At 42.8% G+C, this 21,742-nt stretch carries 18 protein-coding genes and 1 riboswitch; of the genes, 10 read left to right on the forward strand and 8 right to left on the reverse strand.

All coding sequences use genetic code 11. From position 1 onward, the window contains the following. The first annotated feature begins 618 nt into the window (after positions 1-618). Positions 619-1,317: a 2'-5' RNA ligase family protein gene (locus RGE70_RS12770; protein ID WP_310471828.1), complete on the forward strand. Its 699-nt coding sequence runs from the start codon at positions 619-621 to the stop codon at positions 1,315-1,317. Here RGE70_RS12770 and RGE70_RS12775 read toward each other — a convergent pair. Together RGE70_RS12775 and RGE70_RS12780 are read right to left on the reverse strand one after the other, a co-directional pair. Beyond that, positions 1,314-2,576 (reverse strand): sensor histidine kinase, encoded by a 1,263-nt coding sequence (locus RGE70_RS12775; RefSeq protein WP_310471829.1) that lies wholly within the window; start codon positions 2,574-2,576, stop codon positions 1,314-1,316. The genes RGE70_RS12770 and RGE70_RS12775 overlap by 4 nt on opposite strands. Further along, a complete protein-coding gene (locus RGE70_RS12780) occupies positions 2,573-3,274 on the reverse strand; it encodes a response regulator transcription factor (protein WP_310471830.1) in 702 nt (233 codons plus the stop codon). Before RGE70_RS12780 ends, RGE70_RS12775 begins: the two co-directional genes overlap by 4 nt. A gap of 193 nt (positions 3,275-3,467) precedes the next feature. On the opposite strand from RGE70_RS12780, the gene RGE70_RS12785 reads away from it, so the two are divergent. From RGE70_RS12785 to RGE70_RS12805, 5 genes are all read left to right on the forward strand, one after another. After that, positions 3,468-4,898, forward strand: coding sequence for a ferredoxin reductase family protein (locus RGE70_RS12785; RefSeq protein WP_310471831.1), 1,431 nt, complete (start codon positions 3,468-3,470; stop codon positions 4,896-4,898). A gap of 13 nt (positions 4,899-4,911) precedes the next feature. Next, on the forward strand, positions 4,912-5,127 hold the full coding sequence (locus tag RGE70_RS12790) for a 4Fe-4S dicluster domain-containing protein (protein WP_310471832.1): 216 nt from the start codon (positions 4,912-4,914) through the stop codon (positions 5,125-5,127). A 2-nt stretch (positions 5,128-5,129) separates the two neighbouring features. After that, a complete protein-coding gene (locus tag RGE70_RS12795; protein WP_310471833.1) occupies positions 5,130-6,884 on the forward strand; it encodes an FAD-binding protein in 1,755 nt (584 codons plus the stop codon). Positions 6,885-7,315: 431 nt separating this feature from the next. Next, positions 7,316-7,738 carry a MoaF-related domain-containing protein gene (locus tag RGE70_RS12800; RefSeq protein ID WP_310471834.1) on the forward strand — a complete coding sequence of 141 codons (423 nt, stop codon included), beginning with the start codon at positions 7,316-7,318 and terminating at the stop codon, positions 7,736-7,738. A 427-nt stretch (positions 7,739-8,165) separates the two neighbouring features. Then, positions 8,166-8,666, forward strand: coding sequence for a prepilin-type N-terminal cleavage/methylation domain-containing protein (locus tag RGE70_RS12805; RefSeq protein ID WP_310471835.1), 501 nt, complete (start codon positions 8,166-8,168; stop codon positions 8,664-8,666). A gap of 58 nt (positions 8,667-8,724) precedes the next feature. Here the strand turns inward: RGE70_RS12805 and RGE70_RS12810 are convergent, their stop codons facing one another. Beyond that, positions 8,725-9,321, reverse strand: coding sequence for a TetR/AcrR family transcriptional regulator (locus tag RGE70_RS12810; protein WP_310471836.1), 597 nt, complete (start codon positions 9,319-9,321; stop codon positions 8,725-8,727). 150 nt (positions 9,322-9,471) lie between these two features. On the opposite strand from RGE70_RS12810, the gene RGE70_RS12815 reads away from it, so the two are divergent. Further along, complete coding sequence (locus RGE70_RS12815) at positions 9,472-11,514, forward strand: oxidoreductase (protein ID WP_310471837.1); 2,043 nt, start codon at positions 9,472-9,474, stop codon at positions 11,512-11,514. 326 nt (positions 11,515-11,840) lie between these two features. Continuing rightward, entirely contained in the window at positions 11,841-12,527 is a 687-nt protein-coding gene (locus RGE70_RS12820) for a polymorphic toxin-type HINT domain-containing protein (RefSeq protein WP_310471838.1), read from the forward strand. 350 nt (positions 12,528-12,877) lie between these two features. Here RGE70_RS12820 and RGE70_RS12825 read toward each other — a convergent pair whose 3' ends face one another. Beyond that, positions 12,878-13,780, reverse strand: a complete 903-nt coding sequence (locus RGE70_RS12825) for a LysR family transcriptional regulator (RefSeq protein ID WP_310471839.1) — start codon at positions 13,778-13,780, stop codon at positions 12,878-12,880. A gap of 133 nt (positions 13,781-13,913) precedes the next feature. Between RGE70_RS12825 and RGE70_RS12830 the strand changes: the two genes are divergently transcribed. After that, positions 13,914-14,357, forward strand: coding sequence for a PACE efflux transporter (locus tag RGE70_RS12830; RefSeq protein ID WP_310471840.1), 444 nt, complete (start codon positions 13,914-13,916; stop codon positions 14,355-14,357). Positions 14,358-14,441: 84 nt separating this feature from the next. Here RGE70_RS12830 and RGE70_RS12835 read toward each other — a convergent pair whose 3' ends face one another. Continuing rightward, positions 14,442-15,020 (reverse strand): thymidine kinase, encoded by a 579-nt coding sequence (locus tag RGE70_RS12835; protein ID WP_310471841.1) that lies wholly within the window; start codon positions 15,018-15,020, stop codon positions 14,442-14,444. 443 nt (positions 15,021-15,463) lie between these two features. Here RGE70_RS12835 and RGE70_RS12840 point away from each other — a divergent pair, with 443 nt between their 5' ends. Continuing rightward, positions 15,464-17,599 carry a M3 family metallopeptidase gene (locus tag RGE70_RS12840; protein ID WP_310471842.1) on the forward strand — a complete coding sequence of 712 codons (2,136 nt, stop codon included), beginning with the start codon at positions 15,464-15,466 and terminating at the stop codon, positions 17,597-17,599. A 269-nt stretch (positions 17,600-17,868) separates the two neighbouring features. On the opposite strand, the gene RGE70_RS12845 is transcribed toward RGE70_RS12840, so the two are convergent. From RGE70_RS12845 to RGE70_RS12855, 3 genes are all read right to left on the reverse strand, one after another. After that, positions 17,869-19,437 (reverse strand): Na+/H+ antiporter NhaC family protein, encoded by a 1,569-nt coding sequence (locus tag RGE70_RS12845; RefSeq protein ID WP_310471843.1) that lies wholly within the window; start codon positions 19,435-19,437, stop codon positions 17,869-17,871. Between the two features lie 79 nt (positions 19,438-19,516). Continuing rightward, positions 19,517-19,737, reverse strand: a riboswitch (Lysine riboswitch). A gap of 206 nt (positions 19,738-19,943) precedes the next feature. Next, a complete protein-coding gene (locus RGE70_RS12850) occupies positions 19,944-20,867 on the reverse strand; it encodes an electron transfer flavoprotein subunit alpha/FixB family protein (protein WP_310471844.1) in 924 nt (307 codons plus the stop codon). Next, complete coding sequence (locus RGE70_RS12855) at positions 20,867-21,616, reverse strand: electron transfer flavoprotein subunit beta/FixA family protein (RefSeq protein WP_310471845.1); 750 nt, start codon at positions 21,614-21,616, stop codon at positions 20,867-20,869. The genes RGE70_RS12850 and RGE70_RS12855 overlap by 1 nt, the downstream gene beginning before the upstream one ends. Between the last annotated feature and the right edge of the window lie 126 nt (positions 21,617-21,742).

Below are 21,742 nucleotides of genomic sequence, written 5' to 3' on the forward strand. Positions count from 1 at the left end.
TATACCTTAAGTAGTATTTATTTTCACCAGAACAAGCAATCGCTCAATAACAAATAGCTAATGTACAGTCATAAAAACAGCCTTATATTTGCAATGGTTCATTGCAAAATAGCTTACAAAAGCAGTTATCAATCGACTTTTAAAAGTGGGAAATTAAATTAATCCGGTATCAATGTGTATTGTTTTGGCAGTCAACAAATAGCGTACCCGCCCCCAATAAATAGCGCCTAATTGCGGCACGCCGCCAATGTGGGCTGTCGAACTGACTAAAGTGTTGCCGCTTGCATTAGGTAGTGTTAATTTACAGGCTAAAAATGATTATTCACCCATATTATTGCTTGGTTTATCAGTACTATTTGTGGGTAATTGAGGCAAAAAACTTTGATGGTCCGATTCTGTTCAATCAATTAAATCGTTTAAAGGGTTCCCGACTGATTAACCGCGGTGTTAACAGTGGCCCACCAGCGCCTTTTTTAAATACAAAGCATTAGATAATGCTGTTAACTCAGCCAAACGCTGTTATTTATAGTCTGTAAAACACAGGCGAACTGAAAGTTATTGCGAGGGGCCACATTCGTTAATGCAGCCAACATTGGCCGGTTTAATCAAGGTAGATAAATGATCCAAAATATTTACGACAATCTATGGGCTCAATATTGCGCTGCAGTTGATGACAACCGTTTTCAGCTAGATCCTAACATTATCAACCCAACCGATAACCGCCGTGGCATCACCGCCCTTGCCTATTTAGCAGCAAATAATCACAGTGTATGCCAACGTATAGACCAGTTTTTACACCAAGCACAATGCATTGAGCCTGAGCAATATTACCAACCTTTTAACGAACGCCACCTTACCCTGCTGTCTATTATTACTTGCGCTGCAGGTTTTAATCTAACAGACATTAACTCAACTGATTATATTGAAGCACTCAAACAGGTTTTGCACCATGTTGAGCCAATTGAGGTAGAGTTTAGGGGCGTTACAGCCTCACCCGCCTGCATTATGATCCAAGGCTTTCCGGTAGGTTCAGGCTTAAATGACTTACGCGACAAACTGCGTCAGCATTTCAGTCAAGCACCGTTAGCGTCAACTATTGATAGCCGCTACAAACTGATCACGGCGCATTGCTCTGTTATCCGTTTTTGTGTGCCTCTACAGCAAAGGCAAAAGCTAAAAGCTTTGTGCCAGCAGTATCAACATTACCCCTTTGGCCGAGTCAGATTTTCTCAGTTTGAGTTGGTATTTAACGATTGGTATCAAACGTTATCAGCTGGAAAATCATTAGCCCAATACTCACTCAGCGAGCCGTGTTAGGCTTTCGTACAAAAATCAATTTCGACATAATGCCCATTGTCAGTACACACATTTTTATAGTGCCAGCCATAATGTTTCACCAACCGCTGGGTTAACTCTAAACCTAATCCAAATCCCAGTTCATCTTTGATGTAGTCGCTTTGTAGGTTTTCGTTACTAATAGTAAGCAGGCTGTTTTTTTGCGTAACCATAACCTGACCTTCGCAGGTATGTTGCAGTGCGTTGCGAATTAAATTTGTCAGTACGATACGGCAAAGTGCTTCGGGCAATTGTTGTATCGTGTCGTCAGTTTCAAAGCTTATTTCCACCATTTTACCTTTGAGTAAATAACCAAGCTCCTCAAACAACTGCTTTGTTAACACACCAATAGCCACCGGTTTAAGTGGAATCGATTTGTCTGCTTGACGGTTTAGCCACAATAGCGTTTCGGTGAGGTCAGTCATGGTAACGCTAGCACGGTCTATGCGGTCTAACACTTGTAACTGCTTCTCCGTTGAGAGTCCTTTTAGCATCATTTTACGCAATAACTCGGTATTAGTGCGAGTCACCGCGATAGGAGTGCGTAGCTCATGGCTAGCATAACCTAAAAACTGTTGCTCGCGCGCTAGGCTCTCTTGGACAGAGTCTAAACTAGATTGCACTATGTCAGCTAAGGTATTAAGTTCACTATAGTGAAAATCTGGAATAGGCTGTGACAACTGCTCTTTATTTAAGCCTTTGGCCCAGTTTTTTAGCTTTTCAACAGGGTTAGTCACCTTGCGTAATATCAAATAAGGCGCCAACGAAAAGACAATAATCCCCACCAGTCCAGTAAGAAAAATATATAAAAAATGCGAACCTTTTCGCGGTCGGTTTTTCAGATCATGTGGCGATAGAAACATCGATGACACATATCGAACTTGGTCGCCATGTTGCATTTTAATGGCAAAAAAACCCGCCTTGGGCGGCGAGAAAAACGGGTTACCATCAATACTTTTCATGAGCTCACCCGGAACAAGTTCTTGCTCATTAATATTGGCTTGGATCTGAGGCGGAAGATCTTCCCAGCGACTTGCAACAACAACCCCGCGGATCTTAACTGGCTGACCGTCTGTAACTTGTTGATCTTTAGCTTGACGCTTCATCATGTCGCTCATTGAAAAATCGACACCGGATAAAAAATAATGCACACTGAAAAGCGACATCACTGAAATAGTGGCCACGCCGGTGAACAACATCATGGCTAAAAAATACAGTTTTAGGCTCGGCGTAATTTTCATGCTTCAGACTCATTTTTTAGCACAAAGCCACGACCAACCAAGGTGTGGATTAATTTGTTTTCATTGTTGTCGCTAGCATTGCCATCGACCACTTTTCTTAAGTTAAACATGTGAACTTTTAAACTGTTACTATCTGGTTGTTCATCACCCCATACGCTTTGCATCAGCCTTTCTCGGCTCACTGAATTCGGGCTTGCTCGCATTAAAACTTCTAATATTTTATAACCTGTGGGCGACAATTTTAACGGACTCCCCGCCCGGCAAATAACTTGCTGCTTAGTATCGAGCTCTAAACCGCATGCGCTAAGTGTGGTCACTTGTCCACTACGCCGACGCGATAACACTTGCACCCGCACAATCAATTCTTCCATCGCAAAAGGTTTAACTAAATAGTCGTCAGCCCCTTTTGCAAAACCAGTAAGCTTATCGTCGAGAGTGTCTTTGGCGGTGAGCATTAAAATAGGAACATCGATCCCTTGGGTACGCAACGTTTCGCACACTTCTAGGCCATTCATCTTAGGCATATTTAAATCTAAAATAACCGCATCGTAATGGTTAGCTCTAATGAGGTTTAAACCAGACAAACCATTGGCGGCATGGTCACATTGAATATTTTCAAGCTCAAAATAATCAATCACGGCGGTAGCCAAGTCAATATCGTCTTCAACTAACAGTAACTGCAACTTATCTATCCCCATGAAAACCTCTAAATTTTTAACACACTTTGCTTAAGCTGCACATAATAACAATAACAAGGTTAATGTTTGGTTAAGGTGACTGGAATAATCAACGAAATCCCCAATACTACTGCGTTATTATCGAGTATTAACCCGGCGTTAACCCGGCTACTGATAATTTATCCCATATTATCAACGATAAATGGGAACACATATGTCGATATCAAACATCATCAATTTAAAAACGATTATGTTTCGCGTTGGCACACTGCGCCTAACGCGCAAACATGCAGCCACCTTCGGTTATTGTGCATTATTGCTATTACCCTTTATTGCCGCTGAAAGTTTAGGCATGGTATATGAAGGTTTATACAGCAGTGTATTAGGTGCCATAACCCTCATCGCCATGACAGCCTTTTTTGTGCAGTTTCCTTTAGCTGGTCGACTTAAAGCGGTGCCACTATTTAGCAATATCGACTGGAGTGTTGCCAAACATAAGCGTCTAGGCCAATACCTTGGTTTGTTTTTCTTTGTACATCCTCTGCTCATTTTAGCCCCCAAAATGATGATGTCGTTTGATGATTTCAGCGCTAGCTTTATCAGTATGCTGACGGCTCCACAACTATTAACCGGACTAATCGCCTGGTTGATGATGCTAGCTTGGGTATTGATGGCTATCTACAAAGACAAGCTGACTATTCGCTATGAAACTTGGCGCCTGCTGCATATTGTAGGCTTTGGCGTTATCACCACGCTGGCAACATTACATGTCACTACAGTGGGAAGTCATGGACAGTTTAATGCTCATTTTAATGGTGTTTGGTGGGCTCTGTATATGTTTTCAATATTATTGCTCGTTTATAACTACTTGATTAAGCCTCGTAAAATACAGCGTCAGCCTTTTGCTATTACTGCAATAAATAAAATCAGCACCTGTGATTGGCAACTCACTATAAAGCCAGCTATGCAGCAACGCTTTGCATATGAAGCGGGCCAGTTTGCTTGGCTCAACACCAGTGGCTCAGCTTACAACCTTGAGCAACATCCTTTTTCGATTGCCTCAGAGCATAATGATCAAGCTCATTTGTCTTTTATTATCCGTGAACTTGGCGATTACACCTCATCACTGGCGCAACTTAGTGTGGGCCAAACTGTTTTTGTTGACGGGCCTTACGGCAGTATGAGCTTGGCTCAAAGTTCGACTGCCAGCGGTATTACATTAATAGCCGGTGGTGCTGGTATTGCTCCAATGGTCAGCCTGTTACGCGAACTGGCAAAACGAAATGACGCCCGCCCTATTCGCCTCATCTACGCCAATAAAAACCTACAAAGAATGGTTTGTATCGACGAGTTGATAGCATTAGAGCAATCCATGCACAACTTTAAGTTGCAGTTGGTTTGCGAGCAAGTTATTGAGCAAAAAGACGTTAATCAAGTTTATCGAAACGGTGACACACCACCTCTTGATATCCAGCAAGGCTATGTTGATAAACCCCACATCAGCGCCAGTATCTCTGCTGGTCAGCAGCAAGACTGGAGCGTTTATTTATGCGGACCAGAGGCCATGATGACAGCAACCAGCAAACACTTAACTCATCTAGGGATCTCGTCAGGTCAAGTCCACTTTGAACAACTGGCATTTTAATTAGGAGCAAATAATGGCGATTCAACAAATTTCTGGCTGCATCGGCTGCGAAGCCTGCGTCAAAAGTTGCCCAACAGATGTTATCCATATGAATAAAGACACTAAAAAAGCAGAAATACGCTACCCAGAAGATTGCCAAGTCTGTCATCTGTGTCGCTTATATTGTCCGGTTGGTGCCATTACGATTACACCTGAAAAAAACATTCCAGTTATTGTGTCTTGGAGATAATCATGAAATCAAAACCTACTTTATCTCGTCGTCAATTTATTGGAGCCGCTGGCGGTATTGCCAGCGCCGCTGCCATAGCGAGCCTCCCTTTTGATGCAACCGCTAAAGGTCCTCGCCCCAAAAGAGAACGCGCAGCAGTAGACCGCGCCGATTTTTCGCAAGAGACGCGTAAACTCGACGTACTTGTCATTGGCGGAGGTATGGCCGGATTGTTCGCAGCGGTTAAAGCCCACGATAGCGGCGCAAAAGTGTTAGTGGTATCAAAAGGTCGTGTCGGCAGTTCAGGCTTAACGCCTTTCGCTAAAGGCATTTTTAGCTACGACAAACACACTGCCACAATGAGTATTGACCAATTTGTTGATAAGGTCAGTGAATCCGCAATTCAAACCAATAATCCGGTTTTTACCCGCCAGCTGGCTGAGCACTCCTATGCACGTGTACAAGAGTTAAAACAATGGGGATTCTTTGACTCACCGTTACTTAACCAAGGCTTTATGCGCCCGATTGATGAACGCAACATTCCCGTTGAAGAGCGCATCATGATCACTCATCTACTCAAACAACAAGGTCGAATCGTTGGCGCATCTGGCTTTAGTTTAGATGAGAACAAAATTATCCATTACCATGCAAAGTCGGTCATCTTATGTACTGGTTCTGGCGGCTTTAAACCGAGTGGTTTTCCGGTATGTGACCTCACCCACGATGGCACCATCATGGCCTATAAAGTGGGCGCAAAAGTCACAGGTAAAGAGTGGAACGACGGACATCCGGGCTCGGCCGAAAACTCCGGCTCAAGTTATGACAATTGGCATGGTCAAGTAGAAGAAAAACCGTCTATAACATCAATCACGATCAATCATCACCTTGGAGTCGATTTAAACTATCAAGGATATATGTTGGGCGGCCCTGTCACTATGGGCCCACCCGGACGAGGCGGTAAAATGGCTCAAGGCGGCCCGCTTATTCCAGAAGCATTTAGAATGACCACTCCGCCGCCTCCGCCTAAACAAGGTTTATTAAGAACATTAATATCGGGTAAAGGTCATTCTGGCCCTCCAGGAATGGGCGGCGAGCAAGTGGGCGGCTCATCTGCAGGCATGGCGATCCACAAAGCAGAAGGCATAGTACCAATTAATGAGCAGGGATTATCAACATTGCCGGGCCTTTACGCCGCAGGAGATGCGCTCGGATCATATATGTCAGGTGGCATTTATACTCAAATAGGCTCGTCACTGGCAGGCTCCGCAGTACAAGGCGCAATAGCCGGAGCGGCAGCAGCGAAAGATAGCCTGAATATCGCACTCAATATTGAAGTGCCAAAGTCATATGCAGACACAGTGGCAAAAGAAATATTAGCACCACTGAGCCGAAACAGGGGCTTTAGTCCAGCATGGGTAACCCAAGTTCTACAAGGGATCATGATCCCTAACTTTGTGTTGTATATAAAAAAAGAGCGCATGATGCAGGCTGCTCTCGCCTACGTTGAAGAGTTACGAGAACACCATGTACCCATGTTGCTAGCCAATGATCTGCATAGTTTACGACTAGCACATGAAACCGAGAACATGATCATCACTGCCGAGATGAAGTTAAAAGCATCCATCATGCGTACTGAAAGTCGTTGTAGCCATTACCGCTTAGATTGCCCAGATATCGATTTTGAAAACTGGCAAGCTTGGATCAATATCTATCAAGACGAAGCCGGTAAAATGCAACTAGAAAAACAAGCATTTAATAAATGGCCAGCGTTTAGCTAGCAGCCAATCACATTAGCGTTCAGGTTGGAGCGAGTCTTTACAATAAAATCCGTTCCAACCACTTAACCCCAAAGTTACTTCCGTAACCGGTATCCATTATTGTTTATAAACGCTATTTGATTGCCAGCAAATTTAATCTGATAAATACATATAAACCAAATACCACTAAAGGCAATACTTAATTAGCTAATTAAGCATGGCCAGCCCAAATAAATATGACTCACCGCTAACTTTAAACAACTTAAACTGTATTTATCTAAACTGTGCACAAACACGCTTGATGCCATAATCAGCAACGGCTACTATCTATTTAAGCATCAGTGCCTTGAACATTTAGCTCATAAATTAAGTGCACCGTTGCACTATAGTTGCATATATTCCGGCGGTACGGTTTGTAGAGCAAAATACCAAAACAAATTTAAGGATTAATAATGTTCAAAATAATTTCTAGTCTCGCCCTTGCCCTCATGCTGATAAGCGGCAGTGCTTATTCTAAAGGTATTAACATTACTGAGCAGCACCTTGACGGCACCACTATGAACTACTTCTACCAATCAGGTGCAGGTATTGAGTTCAAAATACATGATGGAATGGTTGACTACATCTGGTTAACGGGCAAAAAGAAAGGGAACGGTAATAAAAATGTTCCTTACCGCTCTCGTAAAATCGGCAACAAAATGTACATTGTTAACTGGATAGAAGAATCTAAAAATGATTTCATCACTTTAGTTTTTAACTTTGAAAACAATGTTATGTACTCTTCTGGAATTATGCGTTTTGATAAAGAATCACCTATGACAGTATTTGATGGTGGCATTATTCAAGACCTTGTTTTGGTTGAAAAGCAACCTTAATTAAGCCTGTACTTACATCTTTTTTACAGATGAACCGTAAACCTAATAGGTCATACGATATCTTAGCGGTTGTCATTCACCTTGCAGCCGCTCATATTAATTTGAATCGATAGTTATTCAAGCAAGAATTATTATCGCGCCCTACAGCAAGTTAGCTACATTAGTAACACCTATATTTAGTAAAGCGCTTAAATAGAATTTTCGGCCTCAATATGACGGTTCTTTAAGTATATAACTACAAGATTAATATGCACCGAACCTAAAATATTTATATATAAGCACAGAATAATTTTAAACATGTTATTACAATAAATATTGCAAAATTAACTTCCAACATCAAAATAGCGACTCGCCTCACCTTGCCTCGCACAAGAAATTTATATAATCACATAAATGTAAATGCTTTTACCAAGGATGATATTTATACATGCATAACAATGGACCCCGTGGCTTTACCTTAATTGAATTAGTCGTGGTGATTATTATTCTGGGCGTGATCGCAATCGTAGCAATGCCGAAATTTATTAATTTCACATCTGAAGGCGTGATTGCAACCTCCAGCAATCTCAGAGGGACGATCAACAGCACTGCAACCTTGGTTTATAGTAAATCGGTTATTGAAGGGCTAGAGAAACAACCTAACGCACAAGTGATGATCAATGGTCAGTTAATCGATATTGTTTACGGCTACCCTGCTGGCACTCAAAGCGGGATCAGTGCTGCATTGGCATTTGACGAAAATGACTTTAATAACAATCGACAAACAGGAGCATGGCACAGTCGTGCGAGTGTGTATCCCGGCGCTTGGGTTTATTGGCATGGAAACTTTGATGAAAATGCTGGCTCTTTAGCCTGCTATTTACGTTATCGCCAATCGACGGCAGAAAATACCAAACCCATCGTTGATTTTGAGTTTAGTGAGTGTTGATACGCCCAAAAATAACGCACTCATGAATTAATGTATGCACGTAAAACATAGGCCAACACTAAGCGCTTTGGCCTACAAATAAGTTTACCGCACAATCAGCCAGTTCATTCACCGATTTAGAATCGACATAAATACCATCAATAATTAACCGAGCGATACCATGCATCATGCCCCAGGTTAATTGTGATAAACGTAATGTATTTTCATTATGGTTAAGTAAACCATTATTTTGCCAAGTTTCAATCATTTCGACGTAATGTTGAAATGTGGGATGCGCTATATCTCGCAGCTCAGCAGTGCTGTCGTTATTTTTCCAAATCGTTCGGCCAAACATCAAATCATAAAGCGCTGGGTTTTGGGTCGCATAATTAACATAGTACTGAAAATATTGTTTAAAGTGAGCGCGAAGATCATGCGGTTCAGCGATGGTAATTTTACGATTAATTTGTTGCAGCTGCTTAAACCCGCCCTGTGCAATTGCACATAACAAATCGTTTTTATCTTTAAAGTGATGATACGGTGCTGTTCGAGAAACCCCGACGCGTTCAGCCAATTTTCGCAACGATAAGCCATCAATACCAAACTCACTGATCATACTTGTTGCTTCGACAATCAATTGCTCGCGCAATGAACCATGGTGGTAGTTGGGTTTCATAATACAACAGTTAAATTGAGAATATTTTCAATGTATCTAACAATCTTGACAGTGTCAAAATCAATCGCTATCTTGACACTGTCAAGCAACATTTATACTACACAATAAAAACAAAACATCGCCAAAAATAGAGCGAGATAAGGAACCACAATGTCGACTAACTCTGCAGTGTCTCACCCGTATCCACACCTATTTCAGCCCTTAGATTTGGGCTTTACTACGTTAAAAAACCGTATCATTATGGGGTCAATGCACACAGGGCTTGAAGAGTTAGCCAATGGGCCTGAACGTATGGCCGCCTATTTTAAAGAAAGGGCTGCTGGCGGTGTGGGGTTAATAGTGTCTGGCGGAATCGCCCCTAATGAAGAAGGTGGCACTCATGCGTCCGATGAGCATAGTGTTAACTACAACGATTTACAGGACCATAAGTGCATTACCGATGCCGTACATGAAGCCGGTGGTAAAATTTGTATGCAAATACTGCACACTGGTCGCTACGCATACAACCCTAACCTTGTCGCGCCATCTGCCATACAAGCGCCTATCAATATGTTTAAGCCCAGAGCATTAGATGAAGCGGGTATTCAAAAACAAATCAATGATTTTATTTCTCGAGCAAAGCAAGCACAAAGCGCCGGCTATGATGGGGTTGAAATCATGGGATCTGAAGGCTATTTCCTTAATCAGTTTATTAGTAAACGCACAAATCATCGCGATGATAATTGGGGTGGCGATTATGAAAATCGCATTCGCCTACCGATTGAAGTGGTTCGTTTAGTTCGAGAAGCTGTGGGTAAAGACTTTATTATTATCTATCGCCTGTCAATGTTAGATCTTGTCGAAGGAGGCTCGTCTTACGACGAGATCGTGACATTAGGCAAAGCCATTGAACAAGCCGGTGCAACCATTATTAACACCGGTATTGGTTGGCATGAAGCACGGATCCCCACGATTGCCACAAAAGTTCCACGAGCCGCCTTTACTTGGGTAACCGCTAAATTTAAAAAAGCACTGTCTATTCCCGTCATTACATCAAACCGAATTAATACACCTGAAGTGGCCGAAGATGTACTCGCCCGTGGTGATGCAGATATGGTTTCAATGGCACGCCCTTTCCTTGCCGATCCGGAATTTGTCAACAAAGCCGAACAAAACAAGTCAGATGAAATTAATACCTGTATTGGGTGTAACCAAGCATGTTTAGACCATGTATTTTCTGGCAAATTAACCAGTTGTTTGGTCAACCCTAGAGCTTGCCGTGAAACTGAAATGAACCTTATTGTTAGCACTAACAGTAAACGCATTGCCGTAGTTGGCGCAGGTCCCGCCGGTCTTGCTGCTGCAACAACATTGGCAAAGCGCGGTCATCAAGTCACCATTTTTGATAGTGCATCAGAGATTGGTGGCCAATTCAATATTGCTAAACAGATCCCTGGTAAAGAAGAGTTTTATGAAACCATTCGCTTTTTTGGCCGACAATTAGAACTATCTAATATCGATTTACAGCTCAATACCCGCGTTACAAGCACATTTTTAAATAATAGCGACTTTGATGAAGTACTAATCGCAACAGGGGTTACACCAAGAGTGCCGGAGATAGAAGGCATAGACCATGAAAAAGTTATCTCTTATATCGATGTACTGGTTCATAAAAAACCTGTCGGTAAAAAAGTGGCCGTTTTAGGCGCTGGGGGGATTGGTTTTGATGTCTGTGAATATCTAGCGCATCAAGGTGAGCCAACCAGCCAAAACATTGAACTGTTTATGAAAGAATGGGGCATTGACATGACATTCAGCGCTAGAGGCGGCGTTGAAGGCATAAAACCACAAGTGACCCCGGCGGCACGCGAGCTGCATTTACTGCAACGTAAGTCTTCCGCTGTGGGGAAAAACCTCGGCAAAACTACCGGTTGGATGCATCGTTTAGGGCTAAAATATAAAGGCGTTAATATGATCCCAGGAGTGTCTTACCAAAAAATTGATGATCAAGGTTTACATATAATTGTTAATGATGAATCTCAAATCTTAGAGGTGGATAATGTCGTTATTTGTACTGGGCAAGATCCATTACGAGAATTAGCACAAGACTTAACCAAGCCTTATCAGTTAATAGGTGGTGCCGATGTTGCTTCAGAGCTTGATGCAAAAAAAGCAATCGCACAAGGGACTAAAGTAGCATTAACGTTAAGCTAATCGGGCACAGCTACAGGTTAATTAACCTACCTAAGCCATACTGTTAGGTAGGTTATTTTCATCCCTATGGTCTATCTCTAGTCCAGAGAAGCCCAAACGTAAAACACATCGGGGATTAGCTCTAATCCTGTTATTATGTCCAAACAGTGACTCGAAATTTAAAGCCGTGATGATTTAGCCCGCTTTACACTCAACCTACGGCCCAACTTTACAGCCACCAGCCGACAGCGAATACATCACTGTGTAATTGTGGTGACGTTAGCATTGCTGTAAAACGGTTTAAACTGTGCTTTACAAGCAAGACTTTTGGATGTGTTACAAACAATATGATCGAAATTGAATACGCAATTGGTGAGTTACAAACCGCGATGTTTGTGGCCGACGACCACCCTTTTTACCTCGTGACCAAACAATGGGTTAACGCTAAAGCACTAAATTCTGGCGACAAAATACTCGCCTGCGACAGCAGCGTAGCCCAAGTGGTGACCATAAAACGCATTCCCGGAAACCACGTGTGCCAAAATTTAAAAATCAGTCACAATCATAACTATTTTGTGTCTACTGACCGAGCTCTAGGCTTTAGCCCAAGCTGCGATCAAGCACCAAGCGATGCACTTGAACTAGTGGCTTACCAGTTAGCAAATAAACCCTCTCATCTGCCTGATGGTAAGCCAACAGGCTTTCACAGCGGGCCTTGGGTGGCGGCTAAATATTGCGGCTCTGGGCCTGAGGTTATTGGCTGGGGGCGCGCTAATGACAACATGTGTGCTGAAGATGCTGCGGTAAGTGATTTAAGAGGCAAGCTGGGCAATACCGTAATTTTGCACCGAGGCAATGTCGAGATCTCACATGCCTATATTAGAAAATACACTAAAAAAGGCCGCTTTGTGAATAAGATGAGCCCATGTTCACACTGCAGAAATAACTACGGTAACTCATTAAATGACAGAACAATGGGCACGAGTGATTTAGTCAAAGACGGTCGAGACTTTTTACCCGCGTCGCCAAAATAATTTGTTGTCACTGTTGATTAACCTCAGTGCACCACTTGGCTCTAAGCCACGGTGTTGCACTGTTTTCACAAAAGTCCAACCCTTCACTTTGACTATGTTATTAACGGTTTACTGCTGTCGATGTCAAAGTAGTTTGACCACAAATGTTAACAAGTAAATGTAATAACGGGCTGTTAAAATCATCACCTGCATTAAACACTTCCGCTAAAGACTTTTATTAAACACTGTCTTCACTAAACTCAGCGCTAACAAGCTAAACCTCATTTGTTCTACTTATTAGCGATAGTAAGTACTTATTTTTAATCTAATCATGTACAGATTGAACAATACCTTTAGTCTCATTCATATGGTTACTTGAGCTGCCAGTGTTCGTCAATAAAGCTATATTGCTGTAGCGTATCAATCACACGGGTTAACACAGGTCCACCAGCGAGACGTCGCGATACTAAGCAGCCAACAGGAGTCAGCCAGCCATCATGTTCATGTGCGACCGGTAAAGCGGTTACACAACCTTGTTTAAGCTCATTTTTAATGATTAGCTCCGGCACGTTAGCCCAACCAATCCCTTGTTGTACCAATTGCACTAAGGTTTGGTGAGTACTGGCATACCACATCATTGAACTGATCCCATAGCTAAACCAAAGCTCTTTTTGTTTAGCACTTCGGTGCACACATTGGCGATAGCGCTTTAAGTCAGCATCCTGTACCACCGGCAACGTCGCTAGCACATGCTTAGGTGAGGCAATCGTTAAAAACCGAGCCTGGCCAAGCAGGAAAAAATCCATATCCACTTTTAATTCGCCATCGGCGTACACAATTCCAACGTGGGCTTTGCCCTGGCGGACAAGTGCTTCAACGTCAAACGTTGCCGCGGTAATGATCTCGAAATTGGTGATGGGAAATTGGTCTGCTAAAGGAGTGATACTTTTTAATAGCGCTTCATCTATTAGGCTTTCATCAATAGCGATCACTAACTCATGTTCGTACTCTTTTGTTAATGCTTCGACCTTTTGATCAAAATACTGCTGTTCATTCAATATTGATTTTGCAATCGGTAATAAGGCGTGACCGTTGTCGGTTAACACTGGTGTATTTTTGTCACGATTGAATAAATCTTGGTTAATGGCAACCTCTAAATTCGCGATCGCCTGACTCACCCCAGACTGAGCACGGTTAAGCTTGCGGGCTGCAGCCGAAAAAGAACCGAATTCACATACGGTGATAAACACTTTTAATTGCTCGAAACTGTACATGTTTTACCGCCTCAAATTCATTAGAACAACCTAATGGTATCACTAATCGTGATGGTTGCTAACTTTATCTATCCTGCTTCGCTGTCATAATCGCACTCTGTTTTTAAGTTGAGATGTATTGTTGAGGCGTTATATGAGTATTGTAGAAAGAATATTTCATTCAGTGTTGCTAGAGGTGTTAGCCGTCACTTTTTCGGTCATTGGTTTAGCCATTTTCACCGACCATAAAATTGAAGCACTATCAGGAACAATGATAGTTATCGCGACTATCGCGATGGTATGGAATTATATCTATAACTGGTTTTTTGACCAATTTGCCAAAGGTGACAAGCTCTCACGCTCATTTGGGTTACGTATTATGCATGTAACCCTATTTGAAGTTGGGTTACTGGTTATCACGATCCCGGTAATGGCGTACTTATTAGCGGTGAGCCTGTGGCAAGCCTTTATCATGGACATTGGGGTCACCATTTTTATTACTATTTACGTCTTTATTTACAACTTAGTTTACGACCATGTCAGAGCTTATGTAATACAGCGTCGTAGTCAGAGCTTAACTTGCGAGGGTAGCCGCTAAATACGCATCTGCTAGATGGGCAAAAACAAAAAAGCCAGGTGCGCTAAGCAACTGGCTTCTATTATGTTCAACCTAATAAAAAGATTAATCCCAGATCAGCTCTCTAAAGTGCTTGCGGCACACAGACTCGTAGCTTTCGTTGCCACCGATTTCTACCTGCTCGCCTTCGCGCATAGGTTTACCATCACCATCAAGGCGAACGACCATGTTAGCTTTACGGCCACAGTGACAAATGGTTTTTAGTTCAACCAATTTATCAGCCCAAGCAAGCAAGTACTGACTACCATTAAAGAGTTCGCCTTGAAAATCCGTTTTAAGGCCATAACACAATACTGGAATACCCAGAATATCGACCACATAAGTTAGCTGTTTGACTTGCTCTTTACTCAAAAACTGAGATTCATCGATTAAAATACAATGCAGAGTCTGATCGACATGCGCCTTAGCAATCATTTGTGCTAAGTCGTCACCGCTACCAAATACTTGTGCTTCGGTTTCAATACCAATACGCGACGCGACTTTACCAACCCCAAATCTATCGTCAATTGACGCAGTCATTACTAATGTATTCATACCGCGCTCGCGGTAGTTATATGAAGACTGTAACAATGAAGTTGATTTACCCGCATTCATTGCTGAGTAATAAAAATATAGTTGCGCCAAACCGAGTGTCCTTATGGATTAATTCGTGTTGAGTTTAACATTATTAGCTAACTGAAAACATCTACTAACCTAAATAACGTGATTCAACGCCCCGCCGTTGCACTGCCTTGCAAGGTTATTATTAACAGCGGGATAATCTAAAATAAGCACAAAAAACAGCAATACAGTAACTTTTTCATCACCCATTCATCTCAATGTGATTTAGCACAAGTTAAACTACGTTACTTTTCGCTACAATTTTGCTACCGCTGACATCACAATTTAGCGTTTAAAAGGTTAATTGACTTTAATTTTCGGGATAAATTAACAAACAATTGAAGAGTGTTGTGTGCAACTCAACACATTCAACAGGTTACCATTGTCATATGCGCCGCAAAAACAACCAACGACATAACTCGTTAGGTATAACAACAAAACAACTATAATGAAGGAAGCCTCATAAGATGCATAAAACTCTTATCGCAGCAGCTATTACAGCTACGCTCGCATTAAGCGCTTGTTCTACGACTCAAACAGACCAAACGGCAGCGACTATGGTTCAAACACAAAACCCATTTTTACAAGCCAGTACGTTGCAATACCACGCACCTGACTTTAGCAAAATTAAAGATGAGCATTTCGCACCAGCACTTATTCAGGGTATGAAAGAGCACTATCAAGAAATTTTGAAAATTGCTAACAACCCAGCTGCGCCAACGTTTGATAACACTATTGTAGCGATGGAAAAAAGTGGTGCATTGCTTACCCGTACGTCACAAGTTTTTTATAACTTGGCCGGTTCAGATAGCAACCCAGCGCGACGCAAACTACAGGGCGAAATGGCGCCAAAAATGGCCTCACATTCAGACAACATCAATCTAAACCCTGAGTTGTTTAACCGCATTGAAACCATTTATAACAACCGCGCAAAACTTAACTTATCAGCTGAGGCGACACGCTTAGTTGAGGTTTATTACCAACGTTTTGTTCTTGCCGGCGCTAAATTAACTGATGAGCAAAAAATAAAAATTCGCGCGCTAAATGAAGAACAATCAACACTGACCAATGAGTTCGCTCAACGTTTGATGCGCCTCACAAAAGAAAACGCCATCATTGTTACCGATAAATCTGAGTTAGCCGGCTTATCTGACAGCGCAATTAGAGCTGCTGCTGCTGATGCAACTGCCAATGGACATGACGGCCAATACCAACTCAACATAACGAACACCACACGCCAGCCGGTTCTAGCGCAATTAGACAACCGCGAACTGCGCCAAAAAATTTGGGAAGCATCTTCAAACCGTGGCCTAACTGGCGAAAATGAAACGGCAACTTTAGTTGCTCGTTTAGCACAACTTCGTTCAGAACGTGCAGAGCTACTTGGCTATGATAGCTGGGCTGATTACCGCTTAGCGCCACAAATGGCAAAAACACCTGAAGCGGTATACGAAATGTTTGGCTCTATGGTGCCAGCAGTCATTGCTAACACCAAAAAAGAAGCGGCTGATATACAAGCGATGATCAACAAAACCGGTGGTAATTTTGAACTAGCACCATGGGATTGGGCTTATTACGCTGAGCTGGTACGTAAAGATAAATTTGACCTAGACGCTGAAGCGATTCGTCCGTATTTCGAATTTGATCGCGTATTAAAAGATGGCGTTTTCTTCACGCTTAACACTCTTTACGGTGTAACCTTTACCCCTCGTCCAGATTTACCGGTTTACCACCCAGACGTTAAAGCCTATGAAGTCTTCGATGAAGATGGTACTAGCTTAGCTATTTTCTATGCCGATTATTTTGCCCGCGAAGGCAAACGTGGCGGCGCTTGGATGAGTTCATTTGTTGATCAGTCTGAACTGCTAAACAATAAGCCTGTTGTCGTCAACGTGATGAACATTAAAAAAGCCCCTGCGGGCGAAGTTACGTTTGTTAGCTACGATGAAGTAACTACGATGTTCCATGAATTGGGTCATGGTACTCACGGCATGTTCTCTAAAGTTAACTACCCGACACTGTCAGGTACTTCAGTTTCACGTGACTTTGTTGAATTCCCATCAACTTTTGAAGAAGACTGGGCCGGTCACCCAACCGTGCTAGCTAACTACGCGAAGCATTACCAAACAGGTGAACCTATTCCTAAGGCGCTACTTGATAAAGTACTAACTGCACGTAGTTTCAACCAAGGGTTTGACACATTAGAATACATGTCAGCGGCGTTACTTGATTTAGAATGGCATTCACTAAAACCGGGCACGCCATTGCAAGATGTCGCTACTTTTGAAGCGGCGGCACTGAAAAAGCACGGTGTTGACCTAGCAGCTGTTCCACCAAGATATAAATCAACTTTCTTCTCACACGCTTTCCCTGGTGGTTACTCAGCGAGTTACTATGCCTACATGTGGAGTGAAATCTTGGCAGCCGACGCCTTTGCCTATGTGCAAACACAAGGCGGTTTGAATCGTGACATCGGCATGAAGTTTAGAAAAACCATTCGCGAAGTAGGTAACACTGTTGCGCCAATGGACGCTTACAAAGCCTTTAGAGGACAAGAGCCAACAACTGAAGCTCTACTTAACCGTCGTGGTTTAAACAAGTAGCACAAAGTAACGTTCTCGTGATTCATTTTACGAGAACGTTAACCTAGTGGTAGGTGCTATCAATAAGGTAGTCGCCATTATATTTGCTCAGCGTGACCAATGTGCTGACAAAATAGTATGGTAAGTGACCACACAAAAAAAAGCCGCTCTCAATTGAGAGCGGCTTTTTAATGTCTATAAATTCACGCTGTCATTTAATAACGACGGTGTGAATCCTGAGCCCTAAACGTCTACCTTAAACATTTGCTAAATAGTAGCCTCAAACCAGCTTATGCCTTTCGCTGACATGACTTAATGCGTAGCCCAATAATACTAATAACAAACAACACACTACACGCCAGTAGACCTGCCATTACCGAGCCGGTGAAGCCAAGCACTAAGTAACCAGACAAACTGATCCCCGCCACAATTAACGCATAAGGAAGCTGTGTTATCACATGATCAATATGGTGACAGTTAGCCCCAGTAGATGACAAAATAGTGGTATCTGAGATAGGTGAGCAATGGTCCCCAAACACCGCACCAGCGAGCACAGCGGCAAGCATTGGTAACATCATCGTTGTGTCACTACCCATCGCCATATCGGCTGCAATTGGTAGCATAATACCAAATGTGCCCCAACTGGTACCGGTTGAAAAGGCCGTCAATCCAGCAAGAATAAACAGTGCAGCAGGTAGCATTGCAAACGGAATATTACCGGTAGCTAAGCTAGCCATGTACTTACCGGTTTCGAGTTGACCAATAACACCTGCAATTGTCCAAGCAAATAGTAAAATGTAGATAGCTGGCAACATTGACTTAGCACCTTCAATAATGCCTTTGCCGATCATCTTTTTGCCTACACCTTGAATAGTAACCAAAGCCAGCGTAACCACAAGACCGATTAAAGCACCAAAGAACAATGATGAAGCCACGTCAGTGTTTTCAAATGCGCCCAGTAAGCTAAACTCTTGACCCTTTTCTGCTAGAGCGTCTGCCCCACTGTTTACCATAAAGAAGAATGTGGCAAAAACTAACACTGTAATTGGCAAGAACAAACCGAGTATTTTACCGGTATCGGCTTCTGGCAGGCCAGAATTGGCCCCAGGTGGTAACCCTTTAGACTCATCGTAAAGGGTACCTTTTTGTGCATTGAGCTCATGCTGGCGCATTGGACCTACGTCCAGCCCCATAAGCGCAACACAAAGTAAGAGCAATAAAGCAAAAATGGCATAGAAGTTCATCGGGATCATCTGCACAAAAGTGTTTAAATGTCCTGAATCAGCAAAACCATGTGCCGTTAATATCCCGCCAATCAAAGCGATAATGTAAGCGCCCCAACTAGAAACAGGTGAAATAACACAGATAGGAGCGGCGGTAGAATCAAGCAAGTAAGCCAGCTTACTACGGGAAATATAATAGCGGTCAGTTAAAGGTCTTGCGACACTCCCCACAACAAGGCTATTAAAGTAGTCATCAATAAATACGACGCACCCCAAAAACATGGTTAGCAATTTTGCGTCACGCTTATTGCGAATATGGCAGCGGGCCCAATCGGCAAAGGCGCGAGCCGCACCGCTAACCGTGATCAGCGCCGTGATCATACCAAGTACAATAAGGAAGCCAAGCAGGTATAAATTCCAGCTATTTAATGCGCCGTCATCCCACACAAGTCCTGCGACTTGTTGACCTACATATTGGCCGCTATTGACGACAGCAAAATCAGTCAACAACAATGCACCGAGAATGATCCCCACACCCAGAGACAGTAAAACACGACGAGTAAACATCGCCAGAATGATTGCCACTACCGGAGGTAGTAACGACAGTGCCGAATCGGCATAACTTAAAATGGTCATTTAATTATTATCTTCGCTAAGTACGAATGGAGGCCGACTGAACTGGTGGGATATAGCATTGGAAGCTGTTTACACCTGTCCTATCAGTAGCGCTCCACAGTAATATCAATGTTAGACATCAATACAAATCTTTTTATCTTCCAGATAAAAAGTACTATGGCAGTGCTGTACCTATTCGGTAACAGCCCCAGCAATAAGCCTTGATATGCTATATCACTTCGGCATCAAATCCTTTCGCAACAAATCATAGGCATCACCCTACTTGCTGGTACTGATATTTGACGCACCTCTACTTCTAAGGACGTTAAATAGACAGAGCTAAATAACGTAAATGACATAGAAACATAAGCGGCTTAAGAGATGCTACCCTAAAGCCGCTTATCGTGACACAGATCGCAAACATAACCAAATCAAACTTAAGGTGAGCAACCTAATAGCAACGATATACAAACAACTCTATCTTGAGTGCGCTGTACTGTTTTAGGTAAACCCACACATTCGGTTATTTAAAGCTGTGCTAAAAGTTCAGGCACTGCCTCAAACAAGTCTGCTTCTAATCCGTAGTCTGCTACCTGAAAAATTGGCGCTTCAGGATCTTTATTGATTGCGACAATCACTTTTGAATCTTTCATGCCAGCCAGATGCTGGATAGCACCAGAAATACCAACAGCGATATATAGGTCTGGAGCAACAATTTTACCTGTTTGCCCTACTTGAAGATCATTTGGTACAAAGCCCGCATCAACTGCTGCACGAGAGGCACCTAACGCGCCGCCCAACTTATCGGCCAACTGCTCTAAAATACCAAAGTTTTCACTGTTGCCCATTGCGCGGCCACCAGAGACAATAATACCTGCACTGCCTAACTCAGGGCGCTCAGATTCCGTTAAACTTTGAGATTGAAACTCAACCAGCGGAGCAATTTCTTGCCCTAAGGTCAGCAATTGGGCACTACCATCACTCGCCACTGCATCAAATGCGCTTGAGCGAACCGTCATCACTTTTTTATCATCCAAGCTTTGTACTGTCGCTAATGCACTACCAGCGTAAACAGGGCGAACAAACGTATCAGCGCTTATCACTTCAATGACTTCAGATAACTGACTAACATCAAGCAAAGCAGCAACACGAGGTAATACATCTTTGCCGTGACTTGATGCCGCAGCCAAAATATGTTCGTAATCTGCAGCAAGTTCAGTTAACAAGTCACCAATGTTTTCAGCCAAACCATTGGCATAAACAGCAGCGTCAGCAACTAATACTTTGCGGACACCATTTAATTGCTGTGCGCTACTAACAGCATCACCACAATTATGGCCGACCACTAATACATCAATGTCGCCACCAATGGCTTGACCACAAGCAACCACTTTGGCGGTATCGAGTTTTAAACTATTGTTGTCATGTTCTGCTAATACTAAAATTGCCATTAGATCACCTTCGCTTCATTCTTTAATTTTGCAATTAACTCTTCAACAGAAGACACCATCACACCGGCACTGCGCTCGGCTGGCGGTGAAACTTTAAGCACTGTTTGGTGAGCCTTTAACGTCACATCAAAATCTGCCGGTGTTAATGACTCAAGCGGCTTACGTTTAGCTTTCATAATATTGGGCAATTTAGCGTAACGAGGTTCATTTAGACGCAAGTCAGCGGTAACGACAGCAGGAAGTGGTAGCATCAGCGTTTGAAGACCACCATCGACTTCTCGAGTTACCGTTAATTTATCACCTGAGAGCTTAACCTCAGACGCAAACGTGGCTTGTGGCATCTTACCAATTGCCGCCAACATTTGACCGGTTTGGTTGTTGTCACCATCAATTGATTGCTTACCTAAAATAACTAAATCTGCTTGTTCTTTTTGCTGCACAGCATAAATAAGCTTAGCTACCGATAGTGATACAAGTTCTTCGTCAGTTTCAATATGTACCGCGCGATCGGCACCCAATGCCAGCGCAGTTCTTAATTGCTCCTGCGATGCTTTAGGGCCAATAGTCAACACTATTACTTCAGAAGCACTTCCCGCTTCTTTTAAACGAACGGCTTCTTCTACTGCAATCTCACAAAATGGGTTAATTGCCATTTTTAGGTTTGCGGTATCGACACTTGTATTGTCAGCATTAACCCTGACCTTAACATTGGCATCGACGACGCGCTTTACTGGCACCAATACTTTCATAGGGCTTCCTTTTTACGTCTCTTATATGAACGGGAGTGTGCCAATAGTTAGCTATTGTTAGCGTAACTATTGCTGAAATTAGAGTCACTTTACGTGCTGTTAACGTTCGCGTCAATACAGATTCAA

Origin of the sequence: Shewanella youngdeokensis (assembly GCF_033180165.1) — a bacterium.
GTDB classification, from domain to species: domain Bacteria; phylum Pseudomonadota; class Gammaproteobacteria; order Enterobacterales; family Shewanellaceae; genus Shewanella; species Shewanella youngdeokensis.

Coding starts and splice junctions, on each gene's coding strand:
- RGE70_RS12770 (WP_310471828.1), top strand. CDS start 619: ATGATCCAAAATATTTACGACAATCTATGGGCTCAATATTGCGCTGCA.
- RGE70_RS12775 (WP_310471829.1), bottom strand. CDS start 2,576: ATGAAAATTACGCCGAGCCTAAAACTGTATTTTTTAGCCATGATGTTG.
- RGE70_RS12780 (WP_310471830.1), bottom strand. CDS start 3,274: ATGGGGATAGATAAGTTGCAGTTACTGTTAGTTGAAGACGATATTGAC.
- RGE70_RS12785 (WP_310471831.1), top strand. CDS start 3,468: ATGTCGATATCAAACATCATCAATTTAAAAACGATTATGTTTCGCGTT.
- RGE70_RS12790 (WP_310471832.1), top strand. CDS start 4,912: ATGGCGATTCAACAAATTTCTGGCTGCATCGGCTGCGAAGCCTGCGTC.
- RGE70_RS12795 (WP_310471833.1), top strand. CDS start 5,130: ATGAAATCAAAACCTACTTTATCTCGTCGTCAATTTATTGGAGCCGCT.
- RGE70_RS12800 (WP_310471834.1), top strand. CDS start 7,316: ATGTTCAAAATAATTTCTAGTCTCGCCCTTGCCCTCATGCTGATAAGC.
- RGE70_RS12805 (WP_310471835.1), top strand. CDS start 8,166: ATGCATAACAATGGACCCCGTGGCTTTACCTTAATTGAATTAGTCGTG.
- RGE70_RS12810 (WP_310471836.1), bottom strand. CDS start 9,321: ATGAAACCCAACTACCACCATGGTTCATTGCGCGAGCAATTGATTGTC.
- RGE70_RS12815 (WP_310471837.1), top strand. CDS start 9,472: ATGTCGACTAACTCTGCAGTGTCTCACCCGTATCCACACCTATTTCAG.
- RGE70_RS12820 (WP_310471838.1), top strand. CDS start 11,841: ATGATCGAAATTGAATACGCAATTGGTGAGTTACAAACCGCGATGTTT.
- RGE70_RS12825 (WP_310471839.1), bottom strand. CDS start 13,780: ATGTACAGTTTCGAGCAATTAAAAGTGTTTATCACCGTATGTGAATTC.
- RGE70_RS12830 (WP_310471840.1), top strand. CDS start 13,914: ATGAGTATTGTAGAAAGAATATTTCATTCAGTGTTGCTAGAGGTGTTA.
- RGE70_RS12840 (WP_310471842.1), top strand. CDS start 15,464: ATGCATAAAACTCTTATCGCAGCAGCTATTACAGCTACGCTCGCATTA.
- RGE70_RS12845 (WP_310471843.1), bottom strand. CDS start 19,437: ATGACCATTTTAAGTTATGCCGATTCGGCACTGTCGTTACTACCTCCG.
- RGE70_RS12850 (WP_310471844.1), bottom strand. CDS start 20,867: ATGGCAATTTTAGTATTAGCAGAACATGACAACAATAGTTTAAAACTC.
- RGE70_RS12855 (WP_310471845.1), bottom strand. CDS start 21,616: ATGAAAGTATTGGTGCCAGTAAAGCGCGTCGTCGATGCCAATGTTAAG.